Source organism: Serratia sp. NA_13 (assembly GCF_052691735.1).
In genome coordinates this window covers 19,138-31,872 of the sequence record NZ_JBQZFV010000004.1, presented here as the reverse complement: position 1 = coordinate 31,872, position 12,735 = coordinate 19,138, and the positions used below count along the sequence as shown (strand labels likewise).

The 12,735-nt window shown below is 55.9% G+C and carries 14 protein-coding genes; 3 read left to right on the top strand and 11 right to left on the bottom strand.

Going from position 1 to position 12,735, the window contains the following annotated elements:
* Positions 1-16: 16 nt before the first annotated feature.
* A complete protein-coding gene (crr, locus tag ACUTSU_RS08595; protein ID WP_445652450.1) occupies positions 17-526 on the top strand; it encodes a PTS glucose transporter subunit IIA in 510 nt (169 codons plus the stop codon).
* A gap of 75 nt (positions 527-601) precedes the next feature.
* On the opposite strand, the gene ACUTSU_RS08590 is transcribed toward crr, so the two are convergent.
* The 10 genes from ACUTSU_RS08590 to ACUTSU_RS08545 all read right to left on the bottom strand — a co-directional run bounded on the left by ACUTSU_RS08590 (position 602) and on the right by ACUTSU_RS08545 (position 10,395).
* Positions 602-1,924, bottom strand: coding sequence for an ATP-binding protein (locus ACUTSU_RS08590; protein ID WP_445652451.1), 1,323 nt, complete (start codon positions 1,922-1,924; stop codon positions 602-604).
* A 5-nt stretch (positions 1,925-1,929) separates the two neighbouring features.
* Positions 1,930-2,610 (bottom strand): response regulator transcription factor, encoded by a 681-nt coding sequence (locus tag ACUTSU_RS08585; RefSeq protein WP_012146164.1) that lies wholly within the window; start codon positions 2,608-2,610, stop codon positions 1,930-1,932.
* A gap of 445 nt (positions 2,611-3,055) precedes the next feature.
* Positions 3,056-3,937, bottom strand: a complete 882-nt coding sequence (cysM, locus tag ACUTSU_RS08580) for a cysteine synthase CysM (protein WP_261091021.1) — start codon at positions 3,935-3,937, stop codon at positions 3,056-3,058.
* 198 nt (positions 3,938-4,135) lie between these two features.
* Positions 4,136-5,224, bottom strand: a complete 1,089-nt coding sequence (gene cysA, locus ACUTSU_RS08575; protein WP_445654027.1) for a sulfate/thiosulfate ABC transporter ATP-binding protein CysA — start codon at positions 5,222-5,224, stop codon at positions 4,136-4,138.
* Positions 5,214-6,089, bottom strand: a complete 876-nt coding sequence (gene cysW, locus ACUTSU_RS08570) for a sulfate/thiosulfate ABC transporter permease CysW (RefSeq protein ID WP_017893587.1) — start codon at positions 6,087-6,089, stop codon at positions 5,214-5,216. Before cysW ends, cysA begins: the two co-directional genes overlap by 11 nt.
* Positions 6,089-6,922: a sulfate/thiosulfate ABC transporter permease CysT gene (gene cysT / locus ACUTSU_RS08565; protein ID WP_012146168.1), complete on the bottom strand. Its 834-nt coding sequence runs from the start codon at positions 6,920-6,922 to the stop codon at positions 6,089-6,091. Before cysT ends, cysW begins: the two co-directional genes overlap by 1 nt.
* Complete coding sequence (locus ACUTSU_RS08560) at positions 6,922-7,944, bottom strand: sulfate ABC transporter substrate-binding protein (protein WP_445654026.1); 1,023 nt, start codon at positions 7,942-7,944, stop codon at positions 6,922-6,924. The genes cysT and ACUTSU_RS08560 overlap by 1 nt, the downstream gene beginning before the upstream one ends.
* 201 nt (positions 7,945-8,145) lie before the next feature.
* Positions 8,146-9,045 (bottom strand): Dyp-type peroxidase, encoded by a 900-nt coding sequence (locus ACUTSU_RS08555; RefSeq protein WP_445652455.1) that lies wholly within the window; start codon positions 9,043-9,045, stop codon positions 8,146-8,148.
* A 167-nt stretch (positions 9,046-9,212) separates the two neighbouring features.
* Positions 9,213-9,797 (bottom strand): RpoE-regulated lipoprotein, encoded by a 585-nt coding sequence (locus tag ACUTSU_RS08550; RefSeq protein WP_445652456.1) that lies wholly within the window; start codon positions 9,795-9,797, stop codon positions 9,213-9,215.
* A gap of 133 nt (positions 9,798-9,930) precedes the next feature.
* Positions 9,931-10,395: a DUF2919 family protein gene (locus tag ACUTSU_RS08545; RefSeq protein WP_445652457.1), complete on the bottom strand. Its 465-nt coding sequence runs from the start codon at positions 10,393-10,395 to the stop codon at positions 9,931-9,933.
* A 175-nt stretch (positions 10,396-10,570) separates the two neighbouring features.
* Between ACUTSU_RS08545 and ACUTSU_RS08540 the strand changes: the two genes are divergently transcribed.
* Positions 10,571-10,969: a YgiW/YdeI family stress tolerance OB fold protein gene (locus ACUTSU_RS08540; RefSeq protein WP_445652458.1), complete on the top strand. Its 399-nt coding sequence runs from the start codon at positions 10,571-10,573 to the stop codon at positions 10,967-10,969.
* Between the two features lie 43 nt (positions 10,970-11,012).
* Here the strand turns inward: ACUTSU_RS08540 and ACUTSU_RS08535 are convergent, their stop codons facing one another.
* The gene (locus ACUTSU_RS08535; protein ID WP_061808110.1) at positions 11,013-11,438 is read right to left on the bottom strand and encodes a GNAT family acetyltransferase; all 426 of its coding nucleotides are present in this window, start codon (positions 11,436-11,438) and stop codon (positions 11,013-11,015) included.
* A 330-nt stretch (positions 11,439-11,768) separates the two neighbouring features.
* On the opposite strand from ACUTSU_RS08535, the gene amiA reads away from it, so the two are divergent.
* Complete coding sequence (amiA, locus tag ACUTSU_RS08530; RefSeq protein ID WP_445654025.1) at positions 11,769-12,692, top strand: N-acetylmuramoyl-L-alanine amidase AmiA; 924 nt, start codon at positions 11,769-11,771, stop codon at positions 12,690-12,692.
* The last annotated feature ends 43 nt before the right edge of the window (positions 12,693-12,735 follow it).

The window sequence follows — 12,735 nt, the reverse complement described above, 5'->3', positions numbered from 1 at the left end:
TGCTTAGGAGAAGATCATGGGTTTGTTCGATAAATTGAAATCTCTGGTTTCTGATGACAAGAAAGACACGGGCACTATCGAGATCGTAGCTCCACTTTCTGGCGAAATCGTTAATATCGAAGATGTACCTGACGTAGTATTCGCTGAAAAAATCGTTGGCGACGGTATTGCCATCAAACCAACGGGCAACAAAATGGTTGCTCCGGTTGACGGCACCATCGGTAAAATTTTCGAAACCAACCATGCTTTCTCTATCGAATCCGACAGCGGCATCGAGCTGTTTGTCCACTTCGGTATCGACACCGTTGAACTGAAAGGCGAAGGCTTCAAACGCATCGCTGAAGAAGGCCAACGCGTCAAGAAAGGTGATGTGGTAATCGAGTTCAATCTGGCCCTGCTGGAAGACAAAGCCAAGTCTATCCTGACGCCGGTGGTTATCTCCAACATGGACGAGATCAAAGAACTGATCAAACTGACCGGTAACGTCACCGTTGGTGAGACCCCGATCATTCGCATCAAGAAGTAATAGCGAATGAACGCAAGAACGGCGCCCTAGGCGCCGTTTTTTTATGTCTGCCATTCAAGCCAGTCGCAACAGCAATTAACTCCAGCGAGGAATTCGCAGGGTAATCACCAGCCCTTCCCGTTCGCCGTTACGCGCCTCAACCTGACCACCGTGCGCCAATACCACCTTGCGAGTGATCGCCAGCCCCAGCCCGTAGCCCTTACCTGACATCGCCGATTTCACTCTGACAAACGGATCAAAAATGCTGGAAAGTTTCGACTCTTCCACACCCGGCCCCTGATCGCTGACCTCAATCTGGAACAGCTGCTCGATACGCCTCAGCACCACCGTCACCCGTTGCCCGTGGCTGGAGAAACGCAACGCATTACGCACGATATTATCCACCGCACGCCGCATCAGTTCAGCATTGCCCTTGACGGTGTAATCCATGTCCGAACAGGCCTGCAACACGATATCTACGCCAGGGAGCTGCGCTTCGTAACGCGCATCACTCACCACCGCATCCACCAGCCCGTACAGGTCAAAATACTCTTCATCCGGCAGGTTGCTGCTCTCGGTACGCGACAGCGCCAACAGTTCGCCGATCATTTTATCCAGCCGCCCCGCTTCCTGCTCAATGCGCTGCAGCGAGTTCTCCACGTTACCCGCATTCTGCCGCGCCAAGCCGATGGCTAATTGCAAGCGGGCCAGCGGCGAACGCAGTTCGTGCGAAACATCATGCAGCAACTGCTCACGGGCGCTGACCAGCAGCTCCAACCGTTCGGCCATGCTGTCAAAGTCACGCGCCACCTCAGAAAGCTCGTCATGCCGTCGGCGCATTGCCGGGAACAGACGCACTGACAGGTCGCCCTGCGCCACGCGATCAAAACCGTCACGCAGCTTGCGCATCGGTCGGGTGAGGTTCCAGGCCAGCACCGCGCTGAACAACAGCCCTGCCAGCCCACCCACCCAAAGCATCGGCGCAGGAATATTGAAGAAATGTGAACGCTTTCTTGGCCAATACTCTTCCCGCAGGCCACGCATATCGTAACTCAGCCAATAGCCCTTACCGCCCTCGCCCTCTACCCAGGCGGTAACTGCTTTCGGCATCCGGCGGCTCTCAAACACCGGTTCCTCAGCGACCGGTGCAGGCGGCTTGTCCAATGGAGTCACGGTCAACAGACGCCGGTCATCATCCGACCAGTCTTTCAGCATGGCATCCAGCGACGGCATTCCACCGCTGCGCAATTGCGTGGCGACAGAGGTCAATTGCAACGCAATCACCCGCCGGGCCATGGCGTTTTCCGGCGGTTCGTAACGATCGCCATATAAGGAAAAAGCGACCCACAACGCCTGAGTCATGATGATAAAGGTCAACCAGAAGCCAAGCAGGATTTTCCAGAACAGTCTTCCACGCATAGGCATTATCGGATGCGGTAGCCGATGCTACGCACCGTCTCAATGCTGAGCGCGTTGTCCGTCAACGCCCCCAGCTTCTGGCGGATATTGCTGATATGCACGTCAACGCTGCGGTCATAGGCTTCCCGTGGGCGGCCTAAACCTTTTTCTGACAGCTCGTCTTTTGATACCACACGCTCCGGCGCGCGTAACAGCAGCTCCAACAGATTGAATTCGGAAGCGGTCAGATCAAACGCCTTGCCACGCCATTCGCTGCTGCGGGTTGATGGGTTAAGGGTCAGCTCGCCGAAATTAATCGCAATCTCGTCGTCAACTTCATCCGGGCGCTCGTCGAAACGACGCAGTACCGCACGCAGGCGCGCCACCAGTTCGCGGGGATAGCACGGCTTGGGCATATAGTCGTCGGCGCCCATTTCCAGGCCGATAACCCGATCGATGTTATCGCCCTTGGCCGTCAGCATGATGATCGGCATGCGGCTCTTTTTACGGACGTCGCGCAGCACGTCGATGCCGCTCATGTCCGGCAGCATGATGTCGAGGATCATCGCGGTGTAATCACCCGACAGCGCGCCTTCCACTCCGGCCTTGCCGGTCAGCACCAGCGTGGCGTTAAAACCTTCGCCGGTCAGGTATTCGCTCAGCATGGTGCCGAGTTCAAGGTCATCATCGACCAATAAAATTTTCATGCCTTGCTCCTTCGCGGATTTTCGTCATTTTCACGCCTATTTGTCTGCTTCGCAGCCGGTTTTACTCAATCCTTACATATTCCTGAACGCCACTTAATCGCAGCCCGGCCGACGGCGCGTTAAATTAGCGCCAACAGATTTTTGCCACGCTTTTATGCCAGGAAAGCCCAAGGTTATTGTGGTCGCTATCGCCTTATTTCTCTACTTCAGGTGACAAGGCGGCGAAGAATTATCGTTATATCACCTGGTGGTCCAACATTGGGCCAGATAAAGGCCCTGTAGGTAGCGCTGGGCGACTTACAGCATAAAGGCAGCGGGTATAACGACTTAACCCGCCAGAACGCTCTGAGAGACGCAGAAAGGGTATTGGGGGAGTTTTAATTTCACCCCGGCGAAATAATCCACCGGGATAGGCTCGATACAGGCGTTGGAAAGGAAATAACGGTTAGGCAAAAACACCGGTGGAGAGATAGCGATCGCCGCGATCGCAGATGATAGCCACAATCACGCTTCCCGGATTGGTCGCTGCAATCCGTAGCGCACCGGCTACTGCCCCGCCGGAACTGACGCCGCAAAATATGCCTTCGCGCTGCGCCAACTGACGCATAGTCTGTTCTGCGTCGGTTTGCTCAATGTCCAATACCTGATCCACCAGATCCGGCCGGAATATGCCCGGCATATAAGCCGGTGCCCAGCGGCGAATGCCGGGAATACTGCTGCCTTCCGCCGGTTGCAGGCCGATAATCTGCACCTGCGGATTTTGGCTCTTCAGATAGCCGCCCACACCGGTAATGGTGCCGGTGGTGCCCATGCTGGAAACAAAATGGGTCACCCGCTGATGGCTCTGCTGCCAGATTTCCGGGCCGGTGGTGGTGAAGTGGGCGTAAGGGTTGTCCAGATTATTGAACTGATCCAGCACCTTGCCCTGCCCCTGACTCTGCATTTCCAGCGCCAGATCGCGTGCACCTTCCATCCCCAGTTCGCGGCTGACCAAGATCAACTCTGCACCATAGGCACGCATCGCCGCCTGACGTTCCTGGCTCATGTTTTCCGGCATCAGCAAGGTCATCGAATAGCCTTTCAGTGCCGCTATCATCGCCAGCGCAATACCAGTGTTACCACTGGTGGCCTCGATTAACCGATCGCCGGGCTTTATCTCACCGCGCAGCTCCGCTTGCTGGATCATCGCCAGCGCGGCGCGATCTTTCACCGAACCGGCCGGGTTATTGCCTTCCAGTTTGAGCCAGACCTCGCTGCCCAGACCTGTAGCCAGACGTTGTAATTTTACCAGCGGGGTATTTCCGATGCATTGTTCAAGCGTTGTCACGATCTTTGCCTGTGTGTTGGACATAAAATAACAAGGCAACCGCAAGGTCGCCTTTAACGTCAGTTAAAACCTATACCCAAAATATTTCGAGGTGCAGAAAGGTGGCAACAGCACAAGTCCCCAGGAGCTTACATCAGTAAGTGACTGGGGCGAGTAAAGGCAGCCAACACACCTGCAACTTGAAAGATAAAGGGTATATCAGGCGCTTTTAGCTAACGCAACAGGTTGTAGCAGTTGATCACCGGCGTACAGGCGCGCATTCAGGCTGCCAACGTAGTAACGGCCGCCGCGTACCGGCGGTTCGTTGCCATCCGGCAACACCACGCTGATCGGTTCCTGATGCCAGCCGATCGGCTGTACGGTCATCTGCCAGAAATGGCCGCGTGGGCTGACTTCCAGCACCTGCACCGGCAGTGGGCAGCGGTCGCTGCTCTCGGTGCCGACTTCCATTTCCCACGGGCGCAGGAATAAGTCCACACGGCCCTGATGCATTGGCTGGAACGACAGCGGCCACTGGTGCGCACCGACGAACAGCTGCGAACCGCGTATCTCGCCGCTCAGACGGTTCACTTCGCCCATAAATTCCAGCACGAAGCGGCTGGCCGGTTCACGCACTATCTCTTCCGGCGAACCGACCTGCTCAATATTGCCCTGGCTCATCACCACGATACGATCGGCGACTTCCATTGCCTCTTCCTGATCGTGGGTGACGAATACGCTGGTGAATTTCAGCTCTTCATGCAGCTGACGCAGCCAACGGCGCAGCTCTTTACGCACCTGCGCATCCAGTGCGCCGAAAGGTTCGTCCAGCAATAGAATTTGCGGTTCAACCGCCAGTGCACGCGCCAGGGCCACGCGCTGCTTCTGACCACCGGAAAGCTGTGACGGATAACGGTTGGCCAAATGGGCCAACTGCACCATTTCCAGCAGCTGGGTCACTTTTTGTTTGATCGCCGCGGCATTTGGGCGTTCGCGGCGCGGCAGCACGGTCAGGCCAAAGGCGATGTTATCGAACACCGTCATGTGGCGGAACAGCGCGTAATGCTGGAACACGAAGCCCACTCGACGATCGCGGGCATGCACATGGCTGACGTCGGTGCCGTGGAAGCCCAGCTTGCCGCCGCTCTGGTTTTCCAGCCCGGCGATAATACGCAGCAGCGTGGTTTTCCCGGAGCCGGACGGCCCTAGCAGCGCCACCATCTCACCGGAGGCAATGTCGAGCGAGATATCGTTCAATACCTTGGTACGACCGAAAAACTTATTGATACCGTTAATCTCAATGCTCATGATTTTCCTCCCGCTCGAGACGTGCATTCTGACGTTCCAGACGCCATTGCAGGCCACTCTTCAAAAATAGGGTCACTATCGCCATCAGGGTCAGCAAACCGGCGGCGGTAAAGGAACCTACCGTGTTGTAATCCTGTTGCAACAACTCAACCTGCAGCGGCAGGCTGAAAGTCTCACCGCGAATAGAACCGGACACTACCGATACCGCGCCGAACTCACCTATGGCACGTGCGTTGGTCAATACCACGCCGTACAACAGCGCCCAGCGAATGTTGGGCAGCGTCACCCGGCGGAACATCTGCCAACCGGAAGCCCCCAGCAAAATGGCGGCCTCGTCTTCCTGACTGCCCTGGCTGAGCATCATCGGCACCAGCTCACGTACCACGAACGGACAGGTCACGAAAATGGTCACCAGCACCATGCCCGGCCAGGAGAACATCAGCTGGATATTATGCGCATCCAGCCAACCGCCCAGCAGCCCATTGCTGCCGTAGAACAACAGGTAAATCAGCCCCGCGACCACCGGCGAAACGGCGAACGGGATGTCTATCAGCGTCAGCAACAGCTGACGCCCAGGGAAGGTGAAACGCGTCACCAGCCAAGCCAGCAAGGTGCCGAAAATCAGATTGAACGGCACGGTAATCAAAGCAATCAGCACCGTCAGCCAGATAGCGTGCAACATGTCGTGATCGACCAGGTTGCCCCACATCACACCAATCCCTTTGGAAAAGGCCTCGGCAAAAATCGAAATGATCGGCACCACCAGCAGCAATACCGAAAACAGCACGCCGATACCGATCAGCGTCCACTTGCCCCAGTTGACGCGCGGGCGTTCGACACCGTTAAACTCAGAGATATCAGCCATCAGTGCCCCCCGATACGTCGGCCAAAGCGGCTCTGCAGAACGTTAATGCTGAACAGCAACAGCAGCGAGGCCGCCAGGATCACCGAAGCAATCGCACTGGCCGCTGGATAATCAAATTCCTGCAAACGAACAAAAATCATCAGCGAGGTTACTTCGGTCTTCCAGGCGATGTTGCCGGCAATAAAGATCACCGCACCAAACTCGCCCAGGCTGCGGGTAAAGGAGATCGCCGTACCGGCCAACAGCGCCGGTGCCAGCTCAGGTATCACCACGCGGCGAAAGCTCTGCCAGCGAGTCGCGCCCAGGGTTTCTGCTGCCTCCTCGTATTCCGGCCCCAGTTCCTCCAGTACCGGCTGAACGGTGCGCACCACGAATGGCAAGCTGGTAAAGGCCATCGCCACGGCAATGCCAAGCCAGGTAAACGTCACCTTAATGTCAAAATGCGCCAACCATTGGCCATACCAGCCAGTGGTGGAAAACAGCCCCGCCAGTGTCAGGCCGGCTACCGCCGTCGGCAATGCAAACGGCAGATCGATCAGACCGTCCAGCAGCGTGCGACCGGGAAAACGATAGCGGGTCAGGATCCAGGCCATCAGCATGCCAAACACCGCGTTAAACAGGCTGGCAACGCCCGCCGCCAGCAGTGTGACTTTATAAGCCGCCACCACCTGCGGGTTGGAAATCACTTCCCAATACTGCGCCAGGCTCATCTGCGCCAACTGCATTACCAACGCGCTAAGCGGCAACAGCAGGATCAGACAGGTGTAAAACAGGCTGCTCCCCAAACTGAGGCCGAACCCAGGCAGAACCCGCTTGCTGGTCAACGACAACATTACTTATGCCCTGCGGCTAACAGCTGATCCAACTCGCCACCGGTGGAGAAATGCGTTTTCATCACCTGCGGCCAGCCACCAAACTGATCTTCCACCCGGAACAGCTTGGTCTCCGGGAACTGGCCTTTGGCCGCGGCCATCGCCTGCTTGTCGTAAACACGGTAGTAGTAGCTGGTGATCACCTGCTGCGCTGCCGGGCTGTAGAGATAATTCAGATAGTCCTTGGCCGCCTGTTCGGTGCCGTTTCTTGCCACGTTTTTATCGACCCAGGCCACCGGGAACTCCGCCAGAATATCGACCGGCGGCACGATCACCTCGTATTTGTCTTCGCCATACTGCTTGCGAATATTGTTCACTTCCGACTCAAAGCTGATCAGCACATCGCCCAGGCCACGTTCGACGAAGGTGGTGGTTGCGCCGCGACCGCCGGTGTCAAACACCAGCACGTTTTTCAGGAAACGAGTCATAAAGGCGCGGGTTTTGGCCTGATCATTGCCATCCGCCTGACTGGCAGCGCCCCAGGCGGCCAGATAGGTGTAACGGCCGTTACCGGAGGTTTTCGGGTTCGGGAACACCAGCTTCACGTCGTCACGCACCAAATCATTCCAGTTATGAATGCCTTTGGGATTGTCCTTACGCACCAGGAAAGCCATGGTGGAATAGAAAGGTGAGCTGTTGTTCGGTAAACGGGTCTGCCAGTCAGCCGGGAGCAGTTGGCCGCGATCGTGCAGGATCTGCACGTCGGTCACCTGATTGTAGGTCACTACGTCGGCGCGCAAGCCCTGCAGGATCGCCAACGCCTGCTTGGAAGAGCCGGCGTGGGATTGCTTGATAGCCAGTTTGTCGCCAGGATGCTGTTGGTTCCATTGCTGCTCAAAACCTGGATTCAGCGCGGCAAACAATTCACGGGAAACGTCATAGGAGCTGTTCAGCAATTCAGTTGCCGACAGCGGACCGCTGGCTAACAGCGCCGCCGCCAACCATCCTTTCAGTACGATATTTTTAACCCGCGTTTGTTTCATTGTGCACCTTATTACTGAGTCATTCCGTCGGGCTTCCGCCCTGATGTTGACCAGTGTATTTATAACTAGGTGCGGAGCTGTAACGCTTTTATATACCGTTTAGTGATTTTCAAGCATCAAACGCTATAAGGCAGGAACGGAGCGGCATGGCAGAGGGGGGAAGTAAAACCGGAGCAGGCATAGCCAGCCCCGGCAGAGGTGTTACAACGACAGCAGGCGCGTCAGTGATGGCGCAAAGTAATAACTGCCGGTCACCGCACGGCTGAAACGAAGCATCGCGTCGCGTTTGCCATCCAGGTCGCCGAACATGCTCAGCAGCTGCTTTTCGATGTTATGCAGGCGTGCGCAGTAGGCGATGAAATACAGCCCGTGCTTGCCGCTGGCAGTGCCATAAGGCAAGCTTTGGCGCAGGATCTTCAGGCCCTTGCCCTCTTCTTTCAGATCAACACGGCTGACGTGTGAGGTGTCCGGGCGTTGCTCCGGCGGCAGTTCTTCGCTGTCATGTTTGGTACGGCCGATAATCTGCTCCTGCTGTTCGGTGGTGAAACGCTGCCACTGACGCAGGTTGTGTTCATAACGCTGCACCAGCACGTAGCTGCCGCCTGCGTCTTCTTCGCCTTTGGCAATCACCGCCACTTCCGGTCGCTTGTCGCCCTGCGGGTTTTCCGTGCCGTCGATAAAGCCGCTCAGGTCACGCTCTTCCACCCAGCGGAAACCGTGGGTTTCTTCTTCAATTTTGATGGCATTGCCGAACGCGGTCAGCGCAGCCTGGGCCAGCGTGAAGTTAACATCATGACGCAGGGATTGAATATGGATCAGCAGATCGCGCTGGGTGGCCGGTGCCAGCCCTTTGCCGAGCGGGGTGAATGGCTTCAGCTCTTTGGCGCCCTGGCCGCTGGACAGGTCATGCCAAACGTCATAGCCAAAGGCAACCACCGCGCCCAAATGCGCATCGGGGAACTGCTGTTGCAGCTCGGTCAACGTCTGGCAAAACTGCTTGCAGCCCTGGCGGAGTTCGGCAAATTCGCCCTGTACCGTGGCTTCCATAAAAATGGCGAAACGGCAGTGTTCCAGCAAAATGCCGCTCTGAACCTGTGTCATTGTCGTTATCCTCAATAGCAGAATCGGGTAACAGTAGCCTGTTACGAATGCGCAGTATCATACCGCAAGCAGGGATAATTGCCTTGCCCGAACGCAAAGAAAATAAGGATACCCGCCAAAATGAAGGAAGCTGGGGCGCCGCAGATCGGACGCCCAAAAAGAAAGGTTTACTGAGGCTTGGCGTGCCAGATGATCTTGCTGACCGTCCAGCTTTTCAGCGTGTCATCCGGTGGGATGATGTCCTGCGGGCCGGCCCACTTGCCGTTGAAAATGTAGGTCACGTACTTGCTCTGCTCCGCCACACACTCCACCTTGCCGGCATCGTCACCGGTGGCCGGTTTACAGGCACCGAACGCCTTGCTGTACAGGTCACTGAACGGTGTGCCGAGTTTGCTGCCCCACTCGGTCGCCACCTTGCTGTCCATCACGTCCACACGCTGCACGTGGCCCTTGGGTTCACCGGTGATCACCAGTTTCACATCATTACCGTCCATCGCCTGATAGTAAGAAATTATCTGGCCCTGGCTGGTGGCCATACCGCCACGCAGGCGGTAATCACCTTTCAACCCGTCGTTGATGGCGCTTTCCGACATCGGGGTGCCGGCGTTCAAATCGCCAACGCCCTTGGCGCTGACCTCAAGGCTGCTGCCAAACCAGTTAAGCGGCGACAGGCTCGACCAGGAGAAGTTCGACATCGTCGAACAGCCGGTCAGTAACAGCGGGAGCCCTAACAATAGTGGGCGAATATTCATCTCTAGCTCCTTAACATCAAAGGCATGGGCCCGGCATTTTGCTGCGTGCCAGCCTCTCACAACTGTCCACGCTTCGCCATCGGTTGCGAGCTTGGAGTGCAGAAAATAAGAAAAGTGCCGCCGCAGGTGGCAATTACCCCGCTTCGTCATGCACGGTAAAGCAGGCTTTCAGGCGCTGATCCAGCAGCAGGTAAGCCAGTGCCAGCGCATCAAGCAGTATCAGGACAGCATCCAGCGGTGGCTGATTGTCGGCCTGTTGCCACAGGTTGAACACCGAACCGCCCAGCGCCGCCAGCAGCGAGAGACAGAGCCCCCAACGCCAGGCACGCCATAATCGTGGCCATTGGTGACGCCGTGGAGCCAACAGAAATGCCAGCGCCGCCGGCAGCCCCAGCAGGATGCCGTACCAGAACCTTTGGGTGTCAGGGTAAAACAACTGCAACAGCCCTTCTCCCTGCTGGCGCGAAGCGCCGGCCATCACGAACAAAATCCAGGTCCGGGCCTGTAAAACCAGCACGCCCCAAAACCACAGCGGCAAACGCAGCGCGCCATGATGATCGTAATCGTCGGGGGAAAAACGGGGTGGGAGTGGCTTCAACGTCGGTTCCTTGCCAATTGCATTATTATTATTCCTTCAAATGGGAGCCAGATTTATTGTTTTCAATGCGCGCGCTTAAGAACCCCTTAAGATTTTCATGTTTTACTTAACCCCATCAAACCAGCAGTCCTGATTGGCAGGGCTTTAATTCTCGATTGAGATAAGGAAGCTTAAGATGAAAAAATATACCCTGGCCGCATTAATCGCTCTGTGCAGTGCACCGGTTCTGGCCCAACAAGGCGGGTTCCTTGATCCTGCGGCACCGCAAACATCAACGCAAAATATCCAGCAGGGCGGCTTCTCCGGCCCAAGCGCGGCACTGACCACAGTAGACAAGGTGAAGTCGATGAGCGATGACACCTGGGTGATGCTGCAGGGCAATATCGAGCAGCGCGTTGGTGACGACACCTATACCTTCCGTGACGCCAGCGGCACCCTGACGGTGGAGATCGACAGAAAACGCTGGAACGGCCAGACCATCACCCCGAAAGATAAAGTGCAGTTGGAAGGGAAAGTGGATAAAGACTGGAGCACTGTGGAAGTAGATGTGAAGAACATCAAAAAACTGCCTTAACACGCAGCAACGGGCGGTGAGGTTTCACCGCCCGAATGACCACTCAATATTCCTGATCTTCGATCAGTCGTTTACCCAGGTTGGTAACGTTCTGGATCTCGTAACCGAGTTTTTCGTACATCTCGATCACCGTGTCGTTGTCTTCACGCACCACCAGCTGGATCTTCGGGCACCCGCGCGCGATCAGCTTCTTCTCCAGACGGTTAATTAACGCATTGGCAATACCGCGCCCGCGATAATCCGGATGCACCCCCAGATAATACGCCGAACCGCGATGGCCATCGTAACCGCCCATCACCGAGCCCACGACTTCGCCGCCCACTTCGGCAACCAGAAACAGGTCCGGATCGTGATTGAGTTTACGCTCGATATCCATCTCAGGATCGTTCCACGGGCGCAGCAGATCACATCGCTCCCACAGGGTAATGACTTCTTCAAAGTCGTCTTGTCGAAATACGCGAATTTCCATCGATGTTCGCCGCTGTTAATTAAGATGTTTATCTGATTATACCCAAAGTTATTGGAGTTGCATCAAGGCAGCAAGCGAATGAAGCCCGAATCACTGACTTAAGTCAGTGATTCGGGTGAGCAAGCGCAGCTAACACAGATGCAGCTTCAAGTACGCAGGGTATATCGCGGGATTATTCACTTAAGCAATATCAAACTGCGATTTACCCCAGCAATTATGCCGAAATCACCGGTCATCCGCGTAATAAATGGACATAGTTATCAGGTCGATTAATGATTATCAATACGATATAACGTCGCAAAATAGAATTTGTCGATGGAGCGTAGCATTATGAAAAAGCAGGTTAAACAATTCCTCAATTTTAAGCCGCTCTCCGTTTCCCCCACACGACGTCAATTACTGCTCTCCGGCCTGGCGTTGGTACTGCTTGGCAGCAAAAGCCAAAGCGCCAAAGCCGAATCCGGTGGCATGCTGCGCAACCAACATCCCAAACCGGCAAGCAAACCGGCAAGCAAACCGGCAAGCAAACCGGCAACTAAACCGTCCGGCAGTAAAAGACTGGTGATGATCGACCCAGGTCACGGCGGTATCGACTCCGGCGCGGTCGGCAGCGAAGGCTCACAGGAAAAGCACGTCGTGTTGGAAATTGCCAACCACGTGCGCCGCATCCTGCATGAACAGGAACATGTCGAAGTTCGTCTGACGCGGGAAGAAGACGAATTTATCCCGCTGTTCCAACGGGTGGAGATTGCCCACCAGCATCAGGCCGACCTGTTTATCTCGATTCACGCCGACGGTTTTACCAGCCCGGAAGCCTCAGGCGCTTCGGTGTTTGCCCTGTCCAATCGCGGTGCCAGCAGCGCCATGGCGCGTTACCTGTCCAACCGTGAAAACGCCGCCGATGACGTGGCCGGTGGCAAGTACCAAAACCAGGACAACTATCTGCAACAGGTACTGTTTGATCTGGTGCAGACCGATACCATCAACAACAGTCTGACGCTCGGTCGCCACGTGCTCGGCCAGATCCGTCCGGTACACCATCTGCACAGCAACAGTACAGAACAGGCGGCCTTTGCGGTGCTGAAATCCCCGTCGATTCCGTCAGTGCTGGTAGAAACTTCATTCATTACCAATCCGGCAGAAGAGCGCCTACTTGGTACAACCGCCTTCCGCGAGAAAATCGCCCGCGCCATTGCCGATGGGGTGCTCAGTTTCTTCAGCTATTACGATACGCACCAACGAAAACCCGGCTGATACTGCCAGCCGCGGTGAATAAGGGTATACTCTGCGCCTTGTT

What these genes read in the sequence shown, in the direction of transcription:
- crr (WP_445652450.1), top strand. Translation starts at nt 17, where the DNA reads ATGGGTTTGTTCGATAAATTGAAATCTCTGGTTTCTGATGACAAGAAA.
- ACUTSU_RS08590 (WP_445652451.1), bottom strand. Translation starts at nt 1,924, where the DNA reads ATGCGTGGAAGACTGTTCTGGAAAATCCTGCTTGGCTTCTGGTTGACC.
- ACUTSU_RS08585 (WP_012146164.1), bottom strand. Translation starts at nt 2,610, where the DNA reads ATGAAAATTTTATTGGTCGATGATGACCTTGAACTCGGCACCATGCTG.
- cysA (WP_445654027.1), bottom strand. Translation starts at nt 5,224, where the DNA reads ATGAGCATTGAGATTAACGGTATCAATAAGTTTTTCGGTCGTACCAAG.
- cysW (WP_017893587.1), bottom strand. Translation starts at nt 6,089, where the DNA reads ATGGCTGATATCTCTGAGTTTAACGGTGTCGAACGCCCGCGCGTCAAC.
- cysT (WP_012146168.1), bottom strand. Translation starts at nt 6,922, where the DNA reads ATGTTGTCGTTGACCAGCAAGCGGGTTCTGCCTGGGTTCGGCCTCAGT.
- ACUTSU_RS08560 (WP_445654026.1), bottom strand. Translation starts at nt 7,944, where the DNA reads ATGAAACAAACGCGGGTTAAAAATATCGTACTGAAAGGATGGTTGGCG.
- ACUTSU_RS08555 (WP_445652455.1), bottom strand. Translation starts at nt 9,045, where the DNA reads ATGACACAGGTTCAGAGCGGCATTTTGCTGGAACACTGCCGTTTCGCC.
- ACUTSU_RS08550 (WP_445652456.1), bottom strand. Translation starts at nt 9,797, where the DNA reads ATGAATATTCGCCCACTATTGTTAGGGCTCCCGCTGTTACTGACCGGC.
- ACUTSU_RS08540 (WP_445652458.1), top strand. Translation starts at nt 10,571, where the DNA reads ATGAAAAAATATACCCTGGCCGCATTAATCGCTCTGTGCAGTGCACCG.
- ACUTSU_RS08535 (WP_061808110.1), bottom strand. Translation starts at nt 11,438, where the DNA reads ATGGAAATTCGCGTATTTCGACAAGACGACTTTGAAGAAGTCATTACC.
- amiA (WP_445654025.1), top strand. Translation starts at nt 11,769, where the DNA reads ATGAAAAAGCAGGTTAAACAATTCCTCAATTTTAAGCCGCTCTCCGTT.